The 19,616-nt window shown below is 37.6% G+C and carries 13 protein-coding genes and 2 riboswitches; of the genes, 4 read left to right on the plus strand and 9 right to left on the minus strand.

Annotation, left to right across the window (positions count from 1 at the left end; translation table 11 throughout):
• Positions 1-46: 46 nt before the first annotated feature.
• The 5 genes from Q0V26_RS06705 to Q0V26_RS06720 form a co-directional block, all read right to left on the minus strand.
• Entirely contained in the window at positions 47-3,436 is a 3,390-nt protein-coding gene (locus Q0V26_RS06705) for an SslE/AcfD family lipoprotein zinc metalloprotease (RefSeq protein ID WP_363316462.1), read from the minus strand.
• Positions 3,403-4,527 (minus strand): hypothetical protein, encoded by a 1,125-nt coding sequence (locus Q0V26_RS17875; protein ID WP_363316461.1) that lies wholly within the window; start codon positions 4,525-4,527, stop codon positions 3,403-3,405. Before Q0V26_RS17875 ends, Q0V26_RS06705 begins: the two co-directional genes overlap by 34 nt.
• Before the next feature lie 221 nt (positions 4,528-4,748).
• Positions 4,749-5,465: a hypothetical protein gene (locus Q0V26_RS06710; RefSeq protein ID WP_297479652.1), complete on the minus strand. Its 717-nt coding sequence runs from the start codon at positions 5,463-5,465 to the stop codon at positions 4,749-4,751.
• Between the two features lie 110 nt (positions 5,466-5,575).
• Positions 5,576-6,025 (minus strand): hypothetical protein, encoded by a 450-nt coding sequence (locus Q0V26_RS06715; RefSeq protein WP_297479654.1) that lies wholly within the window; start codon positions 6,023-6,025, stop codon positions 5,576-5,578.
• 367 nt (positions 6,026-6,392) lie between these two features.
• Complete coding sequence (locus tag Q0V26_RS06720) at positions 6,393-7,097, minus strand: DNA-binding response regulator (RefSeq protein WP_297479657.1); 705 nt, start codon at positions 7,095-7,097, stop codon at positions 6,393-6,395.
• A 359-nt stretch (positions 7,098-7,456) separates the two neighbouring features.
• Between Q0V26_RS06720 and Q0V26_RS06725 the strand changes: the two genes are divergently transcribed.
• Positions 7,457-8,785: a glycoside hydrolase family 18 protein gene (locus Q0V26_RS06725; RefSeq protein WP_297479660.1), complete on the plus strand. Its 1,329-nt coding sequence runs from the start codon at positions 7,457-7,459 to the stop codon at positions 8,783-8,785.
• 193 nt (positions 8,786-8,978) lie between these two features.
• A riboswitch (glycine riboswitch) is annotated at positions 8,979-9,119 on the plus strand.
• A 19-nt stretch (positions 9,120-9,138) separates the two neighbouring features.
• Positions 9,139-9,237: riboswitch (glycine riboswitch) on the plus strand.
• Positions 9,238-9,317: 80 nt separating this feature from the next.
• A complete protein-coding gene (locus tag Q0V26_RS06730; RefSeq protein WP_297479662.1) occupies positions 9,318-10,718 on the plus strand; it encodes a sodium:alanine symporter family protein in 1,401 nt (466 codons plus the stop codon).
• Positions 10,719-11,166: 448 nt separating this feature from the next.
• Here Q0V26_RS06730 and dtpA read toward each other — a convergent pair whose 3' ends face one another.
• The gene (dtpA, locus tag Q0V26_RS06735) at positions 11,167-12,645 is read right to left on the minus strand and encodes a dipeptide/tripeptide permease DtpA (RefSeq protein WP_297479665.1); all 1,479 of its coding nucleotides are present in this window, start codon (positions 12,643-12,645) and stop codon (positions 11,167-11,169) included.
• 901 nt (positions 12,646-13,546) lie between these two features.
• Entirely contained in the window at positions 13,547-14,899 is a 1,353-nt protein-coding gene (gene yegD, locus Q0V26_RS06740) for a molecular chaperone (RefSeq protein WP_297479668.1), read from the minus strand.
• Between the two features lie 235 nt (positions 14,900-15,134).
• Between yegD and Q0V26_RS06745 the strand changes: the two genes are divergently transcribed.
• Positions 15,135-15,758 (plus strand): thiol:disulfide interchange protein DsbA/DsbL, encoded by a 624-nt coding sequence (locus tag Q0V26_RS06745; protein WP_297479671.1) that lies wholly within the window; start codon positions 15,135-15,137, stop codon positions 15,756-15,758.
• Positions 15,759-16,060: 302 nt separating this feature from the next.
• On the plus strand, positions 16,061-17,719 hold the full coding sequence (locus Q0V26_RS06750; RefSeq protein ID WP_297479674.1) for a putative transporter: 1,659 nt from the start codon (positions 16,061-16,063) through the stop codon (positions 17,717-17,719).
• A gap of 85 nt (positions 17,720-17,804) precedes the next feature.
• Here the strand turns inward: Q0V26_RS06750 and btuD are convergent, their stop codons facing one another.
• Both btuD and btuC read right to left on the minus strand, forming a co-directional pair.
• Positions 17,805-18,572 (minus strand): vitamin B12 ABC transporter ATP-binding protein BtuD, encoded by a 768-nt coding sequence (gene btuD / locus Q0V26_RS06755; protein WP_297479786.1) that lies wholly within the window; start codon positions 18,570-18,572, stop codon positions 17,805-17,807.
• 42 nt (positions 18,573-18,614) lie between these two features.
• Positions 18,615-19,607: a vitamin B12 ABC transporter permease BtuC gene (gene btuC / locus Q0V26_RS06760; RefSeq protein WP_297479677.1), complete on the minus strand. Its 993-nt coding sequence runs from the start codon at positions 19,605-19,607 to the stop codon at positions 18,615-18,617.
• Between the last annotated feature and the right edge of the window lie 9 nt (positions 19,608-19,616).

The raw sequence follows: 19,616 nt of genomic DNA on the forward strand, positions 1-19,616 counted from the left end.
TTCAGATACGCGGTTTTATTTTTCACACCATCTATATTTACGTTATTTAATTCATTTGACGTACTGTTACTGAATTAATTTGTAATGGATCATGCTTTGGTTCATCAAGCTTTAATGCTTTGACTGCCGCATGTCCAGCAGGTGTAACTCCCCCTTCATAAGAAGGTTCTGTCGCGCCAGGGATCATATAAGCTTTAGAGCCTGGTGACCAAGCACTAAAGAAGCCACTTAAATCAGCTTGTGCTGCATAAGAGGCACATACCATTAATTGATCACCTTTACTCAAACCTTGAGTAGATTGGCAGGCATTAGGCATTGGTAATTGCATATTATCTTCTAAGCCACCCCGCGTTAGGCGGTGCATTAGTTTAAATAAGTTCCAGCCCTTCATGCCATCAACATCAGTAACATAATAACTCGGTAGCTTACCTTTAACTGCTTTAGTAATATCAAACTCAATTTCAGCCCACTCTTTTAATTGAGCAAACATCACTAATCGTTCGCCATTACCACCAGCAGCCCAAGCATAATCTAATTTAGCAAAAGCAGGTGCCATACGAATATCTTGCTCAACACGCGCCATTTTACCCAGATGTTTATCCTGCATATAAAGAGCTAGAATATTGTTTACAACCTCAGTAGAACCTTCAACATTAAATGGTGCTTCAGCTGCGTTATGGCCAACTTCATGCCATAACAACCAGCTATTTAATGGTGACATTTTAATATCACTGCTGTTAGTATCAAAACTGATATTCATAACAGGATAGCCTGAGTGTGCGGCACCAATTGAAATAGCAACGTCGTTAACCACATGATGCTTATTATTCGGCAATGTCGTGTCGGTTACTTTTTTATGACGTCCTGTACCTTCACCATTAATTTCATCACGCGCATAAAAATCATTTAAACCTTCAGCAAAAACATCTAACTCTTGCGCAAATTGCTGTGGGCTACCGCCATAATTACTCGCTTGTAGATTTTTTGCTACCGCAGTATAAATAAAGCTATTTGATTCAATTTCACCAATTGGAGCCACTGAATCTATATTATTTACCCATGCATTATTTTTGTACCATGGCGCATCAACCGTTCCGTTTAAGCTAACACTAACCTTCCCTGTTTCATTGCCTGATACATAAATCAAACCACCGTATGGCGCAGTAAATTCTGTTGAACCACCTGCTGGTAATGTAAATGATTTAGAAATACGCGGAGGACGCTGTAAACCCAACTCATGTTTTTCACGTCCAGTTAGATCGTCAGCTAAAGCCACCGTGATTGTCACTGGATTACTGTTTCCTTGTACTGAAATAGTAAATGGCTGATGTGCCACAGCCCATTGACCAGTTGATTGACGATTGCCCGCGTACCATGCAACGGTATTATTTGATAAATCAACATCGACATTTGCTGCTGATGAACCTTTCGCTTCCCCTGGGTATTGACGAATATCGGCTTTAATATCTAAATCAAAATATGAACGACCCAACATTAAACGCGTTAATGGTTTTTCCATATAGTTCAGTGGGTAGCTTGGGTTCATCCAACCTTGATAGTCAGCATTAACATTACTACTAGCACCATAAATCATGTTGTTATCAATAAGACTCTGGCTTAATTCATCACTACACGCAGTTTGACTTGGCGCTTGATCACCATAGCAATTTAAAAATTCGGTGAAACGCTTAAAGCCCAATTCATCATTATTAACACCGGGCTCATAACGGTAATCAAGATTATTCCACAGCCATACTGTCATATTTTGATAAATACGATTTAGATCAACACTGGTTAAACGCTCACCTTGTTTTCCTTTTGTACGGAAATACAATTCATGCAGATATAAACGCTCGATATTGGTTCCAAGATCGGCAGCTTTTACCATCGCTTTAGCTGTCGCTTCATTAAGATCTAACTCTTGGTAACGTGGAGTATACATCCCTCCATCCGTTCCAATTCCTGTACCAGGTCGATACTCTAAGCAATTAACCTCATAGTGATAATCACTCAGGCGACATTCTTGATAACCAAATTCTCCATCACTAAATATGGCTAATAATTTTTGTTTTTCAGCCTCGATCTCTGACGGTTTTTTGTTATATGTATCAATAAATGCCACTATCGTTTCGTTTTCGCCTGTATTATTAGTGATAACTTTCTTTGCAACTTCTAACGTTGGCTTATCATCGGGTTTATTATTAGCAATGAAATCCCAAATAACGATGCCATCTTTAATCGTGTATGGTGGCTTTATCTCGCCACTGACTTCATCTTTTGCTGACTCATAACGTTCAATAACCCAAAAACCATGTTCACGTTGTGCACGTACACGATCGGGATAGCCAAAACTTGGACCATTAGCGATAACTGAATGTCCATTTAATGCTATGCCTGCACCATCCAATAAACGTGCAAACTCATCTTTCGGTTGCGAAGCAATACTTTCCATTATTAGAATATTACCGCCACGCTCAACATAACTCAGCAATCCAGAAACATCTTGCTCTGTTAGTTTAGGCTTATTAATATCCGCAACAGTTGGTACTGTATAACTGCCCGTAATAGTTGAGAACTCATAACCGTTTAAAATCACTAATGGCATTATCTCAGGATCAACTGAACTGAAATCGGTAACTTGCTCTATATTTAGATTAAAGCGCTTATCTGCTTTAAACTCTGCCGAACGGCCGATCTGTTGATGCCCAGCTTGACGAAAATAAACATGTGATATATTGGTGCCAACCGTAATCGGTGCTGTAGTATTAATATAGCTATCACCTAATAAATAACGGAAAGTATTTGCAAAGAAATTTCCCATATCTTCACTATCATTCGCACGATCTTTACGCTGCCAACATACGCCATTGTTATCAACACCGTCATTCCAACTATAACTATCAGGACATACTAAAATACTGTTATAACGATTATTACCGACCATCATAACTTTACCTGCCCCTAATTCACCGATACTAATAAATGGTAAGTTAAAGGTTGCAGTATCAGCTGTCACATTTTCAGGAACGACCGTTGACGGTGCTTCAGTAATATAAGCTAGGCTTTTTTCATCCCATGCTTTTTTATCACCAAACTTGATCCAATAATTATTATCATTACGTGACATTAGAATTGGAAAAGCACTATTAGATATATTAATTGCACTTTGACCGCGCGCATTACCAGAACTGCCATAGAACCACGTTTCATCAGTAAATACGTGAAATTTAGTAACAGGCTTCCAACCATTCTTCACCGCGTCAGAACTCGCCCCCCAAAGCTTATTAATATCAGTTTGGATATTCTTGTCCATTACTGCTGCAGTACGCGGAAATGATAACGGTGAAAAAAGCACATTGGCTTGGCAATTATTACCACAAATAGCACTATCGATCAGTTGTGCTAAACCTGATTCAAATTGTCTAACTGAACAGATTCAGAAAGCTCAATATTTAACGCTTCATTAATCACATTTGGGTATTGTGCAAACACATTATGAACCTGATCGGTAATCTCAATATGATCAGTTGATGCAGAATAACGTTGTAATAAACGTGCAATATTACGTCCAGCATACCCTTCGGCTAGGTCGTTTACTGTAAATTGTGTTTTATTAGCTTTAAGTTCACCTAGCTCAAAGGTATCAATACCAAAGGCAACACTTTCGCCCCAGCTAAAGCTAAATTTACCGTCAGCATCAGTTTGTCCACGCCCAGATGAACTGTAATAATCAACGCCAACAATAGGTTGGCCATCAAGATCACGTAAAAAACCATCAGTTAAGATCATTTTTGTTGGCTGATAAGTTAAATTTTGCTCTGCATTTGCACTAACAAAACCGCTGTTTAAATCATCACTCGTTCCTGGTGTAACAACAGGATGAGATTCAGGTTCATGCGTAGATGGTTTATTGTCAGTTTCTGTACTTTCTTCTAATTTATCGCTAATCAACGCATTAAATTCAGCACTTGGTAATAATAAATCATCAGAATTATAGAAATTATCAAACCGTAATAGATCCGTTGCTGATAATTTAAAATCAATAATCTTATCGCTTACAACGGCCATTTTATTGAGCAATGCTTGTGTATTCGCAATGGCATTAACACGAGCATCATTAGCAAAAGCTACAAACCGATCAGACTCTGCCAGTGTCAATTGCTTGATTTTTTCTTTTACGCCAGTTTTCGTTGCTTGTAATTGAACATCGCTAAATGTCGCTAATTCAACGTTTTCCAATGAACAAACAATCGTCTCACCATCATTAACGATGAACTCAGTCGCAGGAGCACCATTACAAAGTACACTCGCACCAAAATTGATGGCACCATTAAGCGAAAAAACACCTGTTGCCGCTGGAATAACCTCAGGTTCTTCAGGATCAACCACTGGCGGTGGAATAATTTCAGGGGTTTCAGGATCAACAACCGGTGGTGGTGGAATAGGATCACTTGAATCACTACTGCCATTACACCCCATCAAAAGAGCTGATGATATAGCCAACGCAATCAACTTTTTATTTGCCACAATATACACCTAATCAATTATTTTTATTATAAATATCAGCCGTATATATATTGAGTTATCTTTATAAGCAATAGCTATAATGAGATAAATAAGCAAATCTAAAAAGAAATCCTTTATATTATAACTTCCTTAAAATCAATGCATTACACTATTACCCTTTGTAACAAATAGATACACTCTTTATATTGAAATCATGCCACTTATTATATTGTGTAATTAGATTAAGGATATGGCATTACTGTTTTATCATCAGTATTAACAGATAAATAATAATTTTTATCTGATTCTTCATAACGATTAAAGCTAAATAAGAAACACTGCTGGCAGTCGAAAATAGGTTGTGAATAATTGAGCGCTAAATTACTACCACCGTTACGGTAATATTGGCTATCTAATGCTAATCCTACCGCCACTAATGCTTGCTGGTGATTATTAAACTCAGGCGCTTTATTTACATCGGTAAGGTAATGACCTGTATTATATTCAAGACGGTACATTTTATTATCATCAGCAACTAAAATATCACGCCACCCATTATGTGATTCATCTGCCACTAAAATTGGTTGATAAATGTTTTTCCATTGTGCTAATTTTTTTTGAACATGGCTAAATAAAAACCCCTGACAGCCTTTTTCAGTACAATACTCTTCATTTTGCATAAGGATAAAGACTTCATCACTACCGTTATTATTTAAATCTGCATAGCCATAAATATAAGGAGATAAGCCATCTTCACTTACCGATAAAGATTGATCGGGCTTTAATATATATTTATGTACAATTTCCGAGACAAATTGTGCACGTTCTTTATCATTATCTAAATACACCGAGTCTTTCGTCTGCATCAATAAGTGATCATTATGAATTCGGTCTACTATTCGCACAACACCAACAAACACAACTGCAAACAATAAATATAACACCCAATATTTAATCATGCCGATATCCCAATCCACTTATCCTTTTTTAGTGTACTAACTGTGATAGAATTTTGCTGACTCGGTTGTAATAAAAACATAAAAAAACGGGATCAACGTTAATAATCGGACTATCCATTCAGATTCTTTTTTCTTCCACCTTTTGGCTCATGAAGAACGCGTCGATGCCAAATTGAATAATGGCGTAATCCCGCAGGACCATGAGCAATAAAGACTGAAAGTAATAAAACGGTAACATAAATATGGGGTTGTTGCTGAGGCACTAACGTAATTGAAGCCAGTAAGGCCAGTTTAACAAAGGTCAATACGCCTTTAAGTTGAATTAACCACAACTTTGAACGATAAACTTCTTGTACCATCATTAAGAGGCCACTAAATATAGCTAACAACCACCAATTGAGCCATAGCGTTTTATCAAGGCCGAAAATAAAGCCGCCACTCGATATAGCAACACCTAAGATATGTAGTGCACGAATAGATGTTTTGCTTAAACGTTGAATCCAAAAGCGGGTTTCAGAGAGTGAATGTTGGTTGCCGTTGTGCGATGAAGCTTTAGTCATTATGACATCACTAATAAGTAAAAAAACACCACTAGCATAACGTATTTATTTAAAAGGCTAAACCTTAGGATTAAAACGCCATAAATTCACCACACCATTTCTGACTCGATAACAATCCATTCTGGCGGTATATGCAGTGATGACGGTAACACCCTATCCAGACTGATATACGTTTATTCGCTTTTTTATTGTTGCAATACAGAAAATGTGTCGGGAATAAAATTACCCTTATGCTTAATATCATCAAAGTGACGTAATTTACTAGCAACAAGTAATTCATGAAATGTTATCATTTATCAGATAATCAAAAGAAGTATAATTAAGTTATAAACAACTCCTCCATAATCTGTAAATGATCATCAACCGACTATGATTTTTTATAATTATTTGACCTAAACTTTCCAGGCGAACACCCGATGTGTTTCTTAAATACTCGGGAAAAATAAGACACATCTTTAAAGCCTGCAGAAACCGCCACTGATGCGATTTTTTCACGATCAGAACTTAATAATCCACAAGCTAAATCTAATCGTTTTTGAATAATATACTGCTTTAATGTTACACCCATCGTAGTATGAAATAATCGAGAAAAATAAGTAGCTGAAAAATCACACGCTTTCGCTAATTCTTCTTCACGTAATGGCGCACTAATATCATCATCAATAATAGATAACGCAGGTAATATTGAACGTTCACGTTGTGATATATCATTATCAACAACACTCTCTTCTTTATGAGTATGTAACCGACTTAAACAACTATCAATTTTTTGTCTCTTTGCACTAGCAACTAAGATATCCTCAGCACCTGCACGCAGTGCAACAACCGCTAACTCAGAATCTAAATCATGATAAACAATCACGATTTTCACAATAGGATAATGCTGTTTGATAATTCTTAATAATTTAAAACCATTAGAATGTGAATTTTCAAGTTCAATAAAAATTAATTCATACCCAGTCATCGTTAATAATAGTTCATAAGGTGATATTTCTAAAACATTATGATTTTTAACAAGATTATTTTTAACATTGGTATATTTTTCTTTATGGCAGCAATTAACCCAGATCATATTACCCCCGAACACCACAATTAGTGTACTAAGTTATCCAACATTACGCCTTTAATATAAAATTCATTTATACCTTTAAATAATAAAATAATTACATGCTATTAATAAAATAATTTAATCTTCTTAATTCTGCTGTTCCAAATATTAGATTTCAGCACTATTACTTCAATATACCAATGAAAAATAAAATGATAATTAAAAAGAATATTCAACAGATTATAGCGTTGCCTGACTCATGTCAGCGATTTGAATGAGTCCTTGTTTTGTGATGCATATCTAATAACAATAACAAACGGTTATCGGGATATTATAGATACAGTCAATAATAACAGCAGTTCTTATATCTTGATTAAACGTAAATGACTTCTTTTTTAGCCACAACTCGATCCATTTCTGTATACTCACTTTTAGCCTGTAGCTTATTATTCCAAATAAATATTACGCATGCTGCTGAACATGATCGTCCCTATACGGTTGCAGCTTATTATCCTGATTGGAAAGTTTATACCCCTAACAATCCGTATTCTGCAAGCATGATCCCTGCAGAGAAATTAACTCATCTTATCTATGCTTTTCTGGCAGCCTGTGGTCCTGTCGATTCATCTCCTGATAACATCAAAAAAATAATTAAAACCCAATGTAAAGATAAACCTATTGGCACTGCCATTATTTTAGATGAATATGCCGCATTACAAATAAAACTTGCGGGTGAAACTGCCAAGAATGTCAGTTATAAAGGTAATTTTGGCCAATTAAAACTACTATCAGAAAAATACCCTCACTTAAATATCCTTCCAAGTTTTGGGGGCTGGACCCTTTCAGAGCCCTTTCATACCTTTGCGATTGATCCTATTTATCGTCAGATATTTGTAAACTCTGCAATAGATTTAATCACGAAATATGATTTTTTTGATGGTATCCAAATTGACTGGGAATATCCTGGCGGTCATGGATTATCAGGAAAAGGAAAAGAACAAGTCTCTCAAGAGCGAGAAGCCTATAGCCTTTTGATTGCGGAATTACGACATAAATTAGATAGCTTAGGAAATAAGAATAACCGTCATTACCAACTTTCAGCGGCGATCAATGCCGATAAAAAAACATTACCTGGTATCAACTGGGCCCATGTTGCTAATCATTTAGATCAGATCTATTTAATGAGTTTTGATTTCTTAGGCAACTGGAGTAGCGTCGTTGGCCATCACAGCAATCTATACAGTACTGCCAATACACCCAATAATAATTCTGTGGATAATCTAGTAAAAACACTGATAGCAAAACAGGTTGATCCGCATAAGATCATTATTGGGAGTTCTTTTTATGGCAGAGGGTGGCAAGGTGTTGATCTTATATCCCCCGACAAACTTGAAAATTTACAGAGCCAAGGTGGATTACGTAAAGGCTCTGACATTAAAGATCCTGGGTATTTTACTTACAGTGATATCAGTAAATATTTTATTAACAACCCTAAATTAGGATACCGTTATTACTATGACCAGTATGCTGAGGCTGCTGTACTCTATAATCAAAAAAACAAAGAATATATTAGTTTTGAAGATAAACGTTCCCTCAAAGCTAAAGCTGATTATGCAAAGAAACATAAACTTGGCGGCGTGTTTGGTTGGGAAGTCACATCTGACGCGAATAATGAACTGGTCACCATACTCGATAATAATTTAAATCCTTAATTATCAAGTATAACTTACTATTAATATCAATTGCGCTAGCATAACTGATAGCTCTTTAGCTGATTTATTTTTATACGGAATATTCCTTTTATTACCATCAGGCGCTTATTTTATTTCGCTAGCGCCTTTTTTTTTACTTTTTTGCTGACAATCACATTTTTATCCCCTAACATTGCGGACGAAATGAGTTCCGATGAAGATAGCAGGAGAGCGGCCATTGACGACTGCCATTATGGCATAATACGTCGGCCCGCCGAAGAAGTAAGCGAAAAACAACATGATCCCATCAGGTTGTCACTCGTAAATCTTTCAGGCACCAGGTTGCAGTAATGCAATAGGTATGGACTGTTATTGGAGGAGCCTCTGGAGAGACTCGTTAAATCGAGCGCCGAAGGAGCAAACCGTTGCAATATAGCGGTGAAACTCTCAGGCAAAAGGACAGAGGAGATAAGAGCAGCAACCAGAAGCCATTCTGTAACTAACATTTACCTGTTGTTCTGTATCTCTTCCTTTGTACGTTGAAGGAGGAATAATGAATCCACTACATGACACAATTTTTAATTTTCTACGCACGTTAGATAGCTTTGTTTGGGGACCTCCCCTATTAATTTTATTAGTAGGTACAGGTTTATATCTCACTATTCGACTTGGTTTTATCCAGATCCGTTACCTACCACTGGCATTACAGTATGTTTTTGGTGGTAAAAAAGATCCAGATAGTCGTGGCGAAGGTGATGTTTCAAGCTTTGCTGCTTTATGTACTGCTTTATCTGCAACAATTGGTACAGGTAATATTGTTGGTGTTGCAACCGCAATTAAACTCGGTGGTCCCGGCGCACTATTTTGGATGTGGCTTGCTGCTTTATTTGGCATGGCAACAAAATATGCAGAGTGCTTATTAGCCGTTAAATACCGTGAAATTGATGCGAATGGTCAAATTCTTGGTGGCCCAATGTACTACCTTGAAAAAGGGGTTGGCAGTAAATGGCTTGCTAAACTGTTTGCAATTTTTGCTGTGGGTGTTGCCTGCTTTGGTATTGGTACCTTTCCACAAGCAAACGCTATAGTAGAAGCAGCACATATTTCATTTAGCGCACCTAAAGAAATCACGGTTGTTATATTAACGCTATTGGTTGCAACGGTAACATTAGGCGGTATTCAATCCATTTCTAAAGTAGCAAGTACGGTTGTACCATTGATGGCTGGCTTTTATATTATAGCTTGCCTAATCGTTTTAGGTACCAACTTCCATGCGCTACCCGCTGCTATTGAAACCGTTATTCAATCTGCCTTTACGGGTCATGCTGCTACTGGTGGCTTTGTGGGTGCTGGAATGATGCTTGCAATTCAATCAGGTATTGCGCGAGGCGTATTCTCTAATGAGTCAGGATTGGGCAGCGCGCCTATTGCTGCTGCTGCGGCACAGACAAATTCATGTGTACGCCAAGGCTTAGTCTCAATGACAGGTACGTTCTTTGATACGATTATCATCTGTACTATGACAGGTTTAACGCTTGTGGTAACAGGTGCATGGGCAGGCGATTTCGCTGGTGCAACCATGACAACGCATGCCTTTGCTACTGGTTTGAATTCTGAATACTATGGCCCTTTAATGGTCTCTGTTGGCCTAATGTTCTTTGCCTTTACTACTATTTTAGGCTGGAACTACTATGGTGAACGCTGTATTACGTATTTATTTGGCGTAAAAGCAATCATGCCATACAAGTTAGTTTTCTTAGTCCTCATCGCAAGTGGCGCTTTCATGCAACTTGATATGATTTGGGTTATTGCTGATATTGTTAATGGCTTAATGGCTATTCCAAACCTGATTGGCTTAGTGGTATTGCGCCATGTTGTTATTGCGGAAACTCAGCAATACTTCATAAACCTAAAGTCACAGCGCAAAAATAGCGATCCAATCTCAGTAAGCTAATTAACCTTAGCTCACAATAAAAAGCCTCAGTTCATCACTGCAACGTGATACTGAGGCTTTTTTGCTTCTTATTAATCCTATTACTTATTAAACCGTCTCTCGCTTGCCATAAGCAGACCATCATCATCTCGCTCAGCTCTAACGCCCCTCTTAATTACCATCGATCTCTATCACATCCTTAGGCTCTTCAACAGTAACACCATTAACAAGCTAATCATTACCATGTTGCCAACATCAATACAGATGAATGTGACTCTTCTATATTTGATATAATCTACACAATAACACATACCCTGCTCTTCCTGCTCTTCCTGCTCTTCCTGCTCTTCCTGCTCTTCCTGCTCTTCCTGCTATACATCATATTATTCATAAACAAAAACGGATGCCAACAACGCTGAACGTTGGCATCCGTTTTATTTAGCAATACAGCTTTAATCAATAATTATGATTATGCAGCTGTTACCTCTGTAGGTGTATCTTCACCACGCATAACACGCGTTAGTTTTGGTGCAATAAGCATAGTGAAAATAGCAATACCAGCAGTAGAGTAACCAATAATGCCAAACACATGGCTATATAACATTAGTGTTTGATGCGGTTCAATAACGTTTGCAGGCGCCGCAGTTAGCGTCGCAACCCAACCCGCAACAACCGCAGCAGTTGCTGATGTTAGGAACCACATACCCATTGCAAAGCCCATCATACGTTGTGGTACAAGTTGAGCTACCATTGCTAAACCAAGACCCGATACGAATAACTCACCGATAGATTGGAATCCATAAGAAACAATAAGCCAGTTTGAATCAACAATACCATCGCTATTGGCAAAATGTGCACCAAGTACTAACACTAAGAATGACAAGCTACATAGCACCATGCCCAATGCAAATTTAAATGGCATAGAGAAACGATCGCCATATTTATTGTAAATCATCGCAAGTACTGGACTGGCAATCATGATCCATAATGGGTTAAGTGCTTGGAACTGTTCAGGCGCAACACTGATACCAAATAAATCATGAGAAATATTATGGATAGCAAAGAAGTTCAGTGATGTCGGCATTTGGAAATAAAGAACAAAGAACACTACACCTTGTAGCATTAATATAAAGGCAACGAACATTTTTGCACGTTCAATACCTGATGTTGAGAATAGCTCTTTAAAGTACAAACCAACAATAGTACAACCAACAACAATTAAAATAGCATGTGCATAAAATAGGTGCTGTAATAATACTGAGCTAACAAAACTTAATGCGATAGTACCGATAACAACACCAAGATAATATGTTTTGTTAACAGACTTCATGTCCGGCTTAGAACCGATAGTTTTAACAATATGACCACTAATAAAGAAGTTAATAAGAGTAATAACTAGGCCAGCAGCACTTACACCAAAGGCAAAATCATAACCAAATCTCTCTGCGATCCATGGTGATAATAACATTGAGAAAAACGAACCTAGGTTGATAGCCATATAGTACATGGTAAATGCACCATCTAGGCGAGGATCATCTTTACCATAAACTTTTGCTAGTAAACTTGAAGGGTTTGCCTTAAATAAGCCATTACCCATGGTAATAAAGCCCATTGCTATATAGATAAGATCTGAACCACCGTAACCACTGGTTGCAGATAAACCTAATAAAGCATAACCAACAACAAGTACCATCGCGCCTAATCGAATGGTTCTTTTTGTTCCGAGAACTTTATCCCCTACCCAGCCTCCGATAGCAACAGAACCATATACCAATGCTGAAAAAGCGCCAAATAAAGTAAAAGAAGCGGTTTCTGACATGCCAAGAATTTTAACCATATAAACAGTTAAAATTGCTTGCATACCGTAGAAGCCAAAGCGTTCCCAGAATTCAATTGAAAATATCAAATAGAACGGTTTTGGTTGTTTAAATACGTTCCCGTCAGACATATGCTGTTCCTTGAAAGATTTCAGGTAAAACTAATCTAAACACGTATATTTCTTAATGTTATTTCGCCCCAATGTGAAATAACAACAATAATGACGCTATACCGTTTTATTAGTAATGAATATAAAGTAAAAAGCAGCTACAAATTATAGTTATGCATTTTCTTACATTAAGACTGAAATAAAACAATAAATAAAGACACCGAAAATGGAATATTACATACCATCAATGTAATGTACTCATTAACCCTTTATAAACATACAATTACGTCATTAAAAACATCATTCGAATATTGTCCTAATATATTGTCATTTCTTTAGATACAATAATCATCAATGATAATAATTATTATTGAGACTTTACCTATTAAAATAGCCTATTTTTTAAACTATTTTATCTCTTCATATTATTATTTAAAAACAAGCACATTGAGCATATTGTTAAAATAATTACGTTACTTATTTTTACTTTTATTAACTACATCTCAACATATATATTCAATATAAAGAATAAAGTAGGTATTATACGAGCAATACTTTGATGGGGACGTTTTATGCAATTTACTGTAAGCGGTATTATTGGATTAACCGCAGATAATAAATTTATTATACATCCAGCATGTGTAGCGAACTTCCTCATTTTGAAGAAAATAACCACAAGTAACCGTACTAAAATATGTTAATCATTCCAAAGTTAAGAACCAGCCATATAAAAAATGCTTATTAATTCGTAATAATACCAATAATAATCACTGGCAGCCTTGTACCTTACTTCCTGATAAGACCGACAATATCACGGCTGATGTTCAACTTATGCATCAAAACCTACATAAGTATTATTTCTCTTCCACATTTTAAAATGCCTGCGTTATAGCGCAGGCATTTATATCATTACCATTATTTGTTAACGGTAACAACGCTCACCCCAACGCGCTAATCCCGCCGTTACAGAACCAAAGTAGCTCCCGCTTACGATAGGAATATTCGGTAACTGTTGCTCTATGCATTGGCGTAAAATAGGTGAACGAGCGGTACCCCCCGTCATAAAGATAACATCTGGCTTAATTTGACTTTGAGCCATTGCTTCAACAACAAGCTCGCGCATTTTTTCTTTTGGTGTTTCAATTGCTTCTGCTAATTGCTGTGTCGAAATATCCACATGAAATAAATCTTGCATCAATGCCATATTCACCGTGTGGTAAGCTTGGCTCGATAATGCAATTTTTGCTTCTTCTGCATGACGAATAATCTGGTAACCTAATGTCTCATGGTAAACATGTATTAATCGTGACAATAATTGAGGATCAGCAGCATCATGACGCAGCTTTTCTAACGCACGTAAATTAGCATCACCATAAAATTCAGTCTGTGCTGCAACGTTATTAATCGCAATCGGGTTCCAAAACTGATTAAACGGCATATCAATACCACGTACCGTTTTACTACCTAAACCAAATTGAGGCATAAGTTGTTTAAACGCTAAATGGATATCAAGGTCATTACCACCAATACGTTGACCACTATGCGCCAATAAACTTGAACTACGATCGGTTAAATGACGAAAACTAGGTCCCATCTGAATTAATGAGCAGTCAGTTGTACCACCACCGATATCAACCACCAGCACAGTTTTATCTGCAGTTAAGGTTGATTCATATTCAAGCCCTGCGGCAACGGGTTCAAATTGAAAGCATACATTTTTAAAACCTGCTCGTTTAGCGGCCTGTGATAAAATACCTTCCGCCTGCTGGTTAGCACTTTCACCACCGATCCCCTGAAAGTTTACTGGACGTCCAATAACAGTACTAGTGATATCTTGTTGTAAGCTTTGTTCTGCCGTACGTTTAATGTTAACCATCATTGCGCAAACAAGATCTTCAAAAAAACTGATCTGACCATCACGTAAACCGTTCGCACCCAAAAATGATTTTGGTGATTTTACGTAATAGACTTCTTCAGGATCACCAAGGTATAGATCAAGCGCAGCCTGACCAAATTGCAGATCGCCAGCAACAACCTCAATATCTTCTTCTCGATTAAAAGCCATTGCGCGACGTAGTACTTGCTCCCCAACACTGTCTGAGGGTGAAATTCCCATAAAACGATACAGGTATTCAGACACTGCTTCTCGGGTTGGTGCACATAAGGTCGACGGAATATATTGATTATTGTTCTCTAGCGGTAAAAGTTTAGGTTTATTATCTTCCATCACTGCAACCGAACAATTCGCGGTCCCATAATCAAATCCAATGTACATCGATTAACACTCACATGCGGCAAAAAAGCCGCTAATAATAGCTGATTATAAGGTCTAACACACGGAGATATTCACGCTTAAAATTAGATAACCTATCAGCACTGATAAATATTTAACATTCGTACACAAATTAATTAAGTGGCACATTTTTTATGAGTTTTTATCATTTTGTCGATGCATTTATCATAAATTATCGACATAATGGAATAATTATTATTTATAAAAGTACCGAAACATGAAACGTATTTATCAAGCTTTTTTTGTTCTACTCTTTACAGTGTTTGCATTATCTGGCTGTTCTGATTCAAAAACACCACAAGAAGGTGATCAATACTCAGTGATCCCAACGCCTATGCCTGAAATGAAGGGGATCACTGAAATTTTTTCTCTTTCTTGTGGCCATTGTCGTAAAATGGAAAGCATCCTCCCGGAAATAAAGAAATTAACGAATAGCAATATTAAGCAAGTGCACGTTATTTTTAATGAAAGCGCTCAAAAAGCTGCCTTTATTTTCTATGCAGCAATGGTACAAACAGATAACAACCCAAACCATGCATTAGTTGAGCAATTATTTGCGTTTGTACAAGACTCACCTAAAGACATGAGTGTAGAGCAACGTAAAACGGCTATTGATAAAATCTTCCATGACAACAAACTAAAAAGCCCTTATGAGCTAACAGAAGCTCAACAAAAAGAAGTCTTTAAGATGTTCCAACAGTCAGAAGAGATTGTCCGTAATGCAGCACTAGAGTCAGTGCCTGCCTTCCTAATCAATGGCAAATATCTTGTAAATACCAGCGCGCATAAGAACCTACAAGATTTAGCAGCTACCATTGATTATCTAAAAAACAAACAATAATCATATAAATGTTCTGTTATAAATACCTGTCATTGGCAGGTATTTTTTTATTCAAAAACAAATAAATAACAATAACGAATAAAAGTATTATTACGTTCAAAACCACCTACTCCAATATCAACGCTCTCGCTATCAATATCTTTCAAATATTACACCATCATTGTATTTGCAGTTAATTCTTCATACTCCGCCCCATTTCAATAAAAAAACGATAACACTCACGTTCAATTTGTCGTACAAAATAGCCACTTATTATAAATAGCTACAAATGGATTTTTAACATTAACAAGGAGGTGCTTGTTATGAGTGATATTGCTTTATCTATCAGTATATTATCACTGGTAGCCGTACTCGGTTTATGGATGGGAAACTGGCGCATTAAAGGCGTGGGTCTAGGTATCGGTGGCGTATTATTTGGCGGAATTATTGTCGGGCATTATACCGAAACAATGGGCATCACTTTAAATGCACATACTTTACATTTTATTCAAGAATTCGGTTTGATTTTATTTGTCTACACTATTGGTATTCAAGTCGGACCTGGCTTTTTTGCATCTTTACGAAGTTCTGGTTTAAAACTCAATGGTTTTGCAGCACTGGTCGTATTATTAGGCTGTGTCGTCGCAATCATGCTTTATATTGTTTTTGATGTACCACTCCCCATTTTATTGGGTATCTATTCTGGTGCTGTCACAAATACGCCAGCATTAGGTGCAGGGCAACAAATTCTATCAGAGCTTGGTGTTTCTACTGATTTATTAGATATAACCGGTATGGGCTATGCCGTCGCTTATCCTTTTGGTATTTGTGGCATCCTCATCACAATGTGGCTATTACGATTAATTTTTAAAGTTAATATTGATAAAGAAGCAATGGTTTACAACTCTAACAGTGGTGACAAAAAAGAAGGCTTACAAACGCTCAACGTTGCCGTTCGCAATCCTAATTTAAATGGCCTTACCTTTGTTCAAATTCCAGCGATCACCGAAGGCGCTATTATTTGTTCACGCTTAAAACGAGGTAATCAACTGTCGATACCTAAAGAATCAACCACGATTGAACTCAACGATGTATTACATTTAGTGGGGACAAAAGTAGCACTTGAGAAAGCACGATTAGTGATTGGTGATATTGTTGATATCTCCCTTTCAACAAAAGGTACTGATTTACAAGTTGAACGTTTAGTGGTCACGAATGAAATTGTATTAGGCAAAAAAATTCGTGAATTGGAATTAAAAGAAAAATATGATGTTGTGATTTCTCGGCTTAACCGAGCCGGTGTTGAATTGGTGCCTAATAGCCAAACATCACTTCAATTTGGTGATATTCTTAACCTTGTTGGTAGTAAAGATGCTATTGCCGCCGTAAGCGGCATGGTGGGTAATGCCGAACAAAAACTCCAACACGTCCAAATGCTACCTATCTTTATTGGTATCGGCTTAGGTATCTTATTAGGTTCAATTCCTTTGTATCTGCCAGGATTTCCTGCCGCACTCAAGCTTGGTCTTGCCGGTGGTCCTTTAATTATTGCCTTAATACTGGCTCGTATTGGTAGTATTGGTAAACTTTATTGGTTTATGCCACCTAGCGCTAACTTAGCATTACGTGAAATAGGTATTGTCTTATTCTTGGCGGTGGTGGGATTAAAATCAGGCAGTGGTTTCATTGACACTTTGGTCAATGGTGATGGTTTTAGTTGGATGGCTTATGGTGCCTTAATCACTTTCATTCCTTTAATCATTACAGGCTGTATTGCGCGCATATTTGGTGAACTTAACTACCTTTCTATGTGTGGCATGTTAGCCGGATCAATGACAGATCCACCAGCACTAGCATTTGCAAATGGACTGCATCCTAGTAATGGTGCTGCGGCACTTTCTTATGCTACCGTTTATCCACTCGTTATGTGTTTACGTATTTTATCACCGCAAATACTGGCTATCCTACTCTGGATTGGATAACAAAAAACAGCCATTATCGTTAGTATTCAGACGATAATGGCTGTTACTTATTCCAGAAAAATATCACATCATTAGATAACTTCAGTTAATCAATAAACACCAGACATGGCCTTCCATTATGATCTATTTTATCAATATCGGTTTTAAACACCGCTTGTAAACTCTCAACAGTCATAACCTGCTCAACACCACCAAACGCAACACATCGTCCCTGATCTAGCAACATCACATTATCCGCTTCGCGTAAGGTTCGGTTGAGATCATGATTCACCATAACAACTGTAATCCCCTGCTGTGACATTTTTCGAACTAATTGATACATCGCCACTTCTTGACCAATATCTAAAGCGGCAGCAGGTTCATCAAGCAATAACAACGTTGCTTGGGGGTTAATCGTTGGCCAAACTTGTAAACATGCAGCAGCAAGTCGTACTCGTTGCCACTCACCACCAGATAATTGTTGAATATTGCGTGATAACTTATCTTGAAGATCTAGACGCTGACATATCTCATCTAATGCCAGTTGCAATTGCGTCATGCCAACATTCTGCAAAGCAGAAACCGCCAAAGATAAATATTGAAATACAGGAATAGAAAAACTGGGTTTATCTTGCTGTGATAAATAACTGCGAACATGTGCTAACGATGGCAAATCATAATCCGCAAAATCAATATTCAGTAATTTAATACGACCACTATAATCAAATAATCCTGATAAAATAGAAAGTACTGTACTCTTACCGCTACCATTAGGCCCTATAACATGCGTGATTTGCCCAGAATAAAGAGTTAATGACAACGGTAACAACCGTGGCACAAAAGCGATATTTTGAGCAGTTAAAACGACAGTCATTGATGTCGAGCTCACGTCATTATCCAATTTTGTTGCCATAATTTAATCCAACTGCGAACGCATCAGCATCCAAATAAACACGGGCGCGCCTAGTGACGTTGTCACTACTCCAATAGGTAAATCTGCGTCAGCTAATAATACTCGTGATAAGGTGTCAGCTAATACTAATAATATGCCGCCACAAATAGCAGAAAGAGGCAGTAAATACCGATTTTCAGTACCAAACTGTAACCGTAATAAGTGCGGGACAACTAAACCAACAAATCCGATCACCCCAGCGAGTGCCACCGAACAGCCCACCAATAACGAGATCATCAAAATCAATAACCATCGAATACGCCTAACATCGACGCCTAATTGCCGCGCAGCCACATCACCCAGCATCATCACATCCAATGATTTACCTTGCATACAAAGCACGACCAATACTGGCACAATCACAAATAAGAGTGACAATTGCTCCCAACTCACACCACCGACACTGCCCATCAACCAATACATCAATTGGCGCATACTTAAATCATCACTGAAATAAAACGCCCATGTCACCACTGCCCCCGATAAAATACCAAGCGCAACACCAATTAATAATAAGCGTGCCATAGAGACTTTTTGGCGCCGAGAAAAGCCAACGAGAATAAGAGTAAATAATAATGCACCAGCCATCGCTGCCATCATGGTAATAAAAGGCGTTGGTGTAATAGCGGTCACAAAAAGTAATAGCACTACGGCCAGGCTGGCACCACCCGAAATACCTAACACACCAGGTTCTGCTAATGGATTACCTAATAATACTTGTAATACCGCCCCTGAACTTGCCAATGCCGCACCAACAATTAAGGCGGCTAATACGCGTGGTATTCGTAATTGTAATAATAATTGTTGCTCAAGTGCGCCATTCGGTGCCCACGGTAAAATCCAGACTTCACCGACTGCAACAGCAAACACACAAATAACCACTAACAATAAAGACGCAACAATCAAACAAGTACGCCACCTTTGCTGTTGCCGAGATAATAATTCATTTAACAACATCAATACTTA

It is taken from the genome of uncultured Photobacterium sp. (assembly GCF_947039875.1).
Lineage (GTDB): Bacteria > Pseudomonadota > Gammaproteobacteria > Enterobacterales > Vibrionaceae > Photobacterium.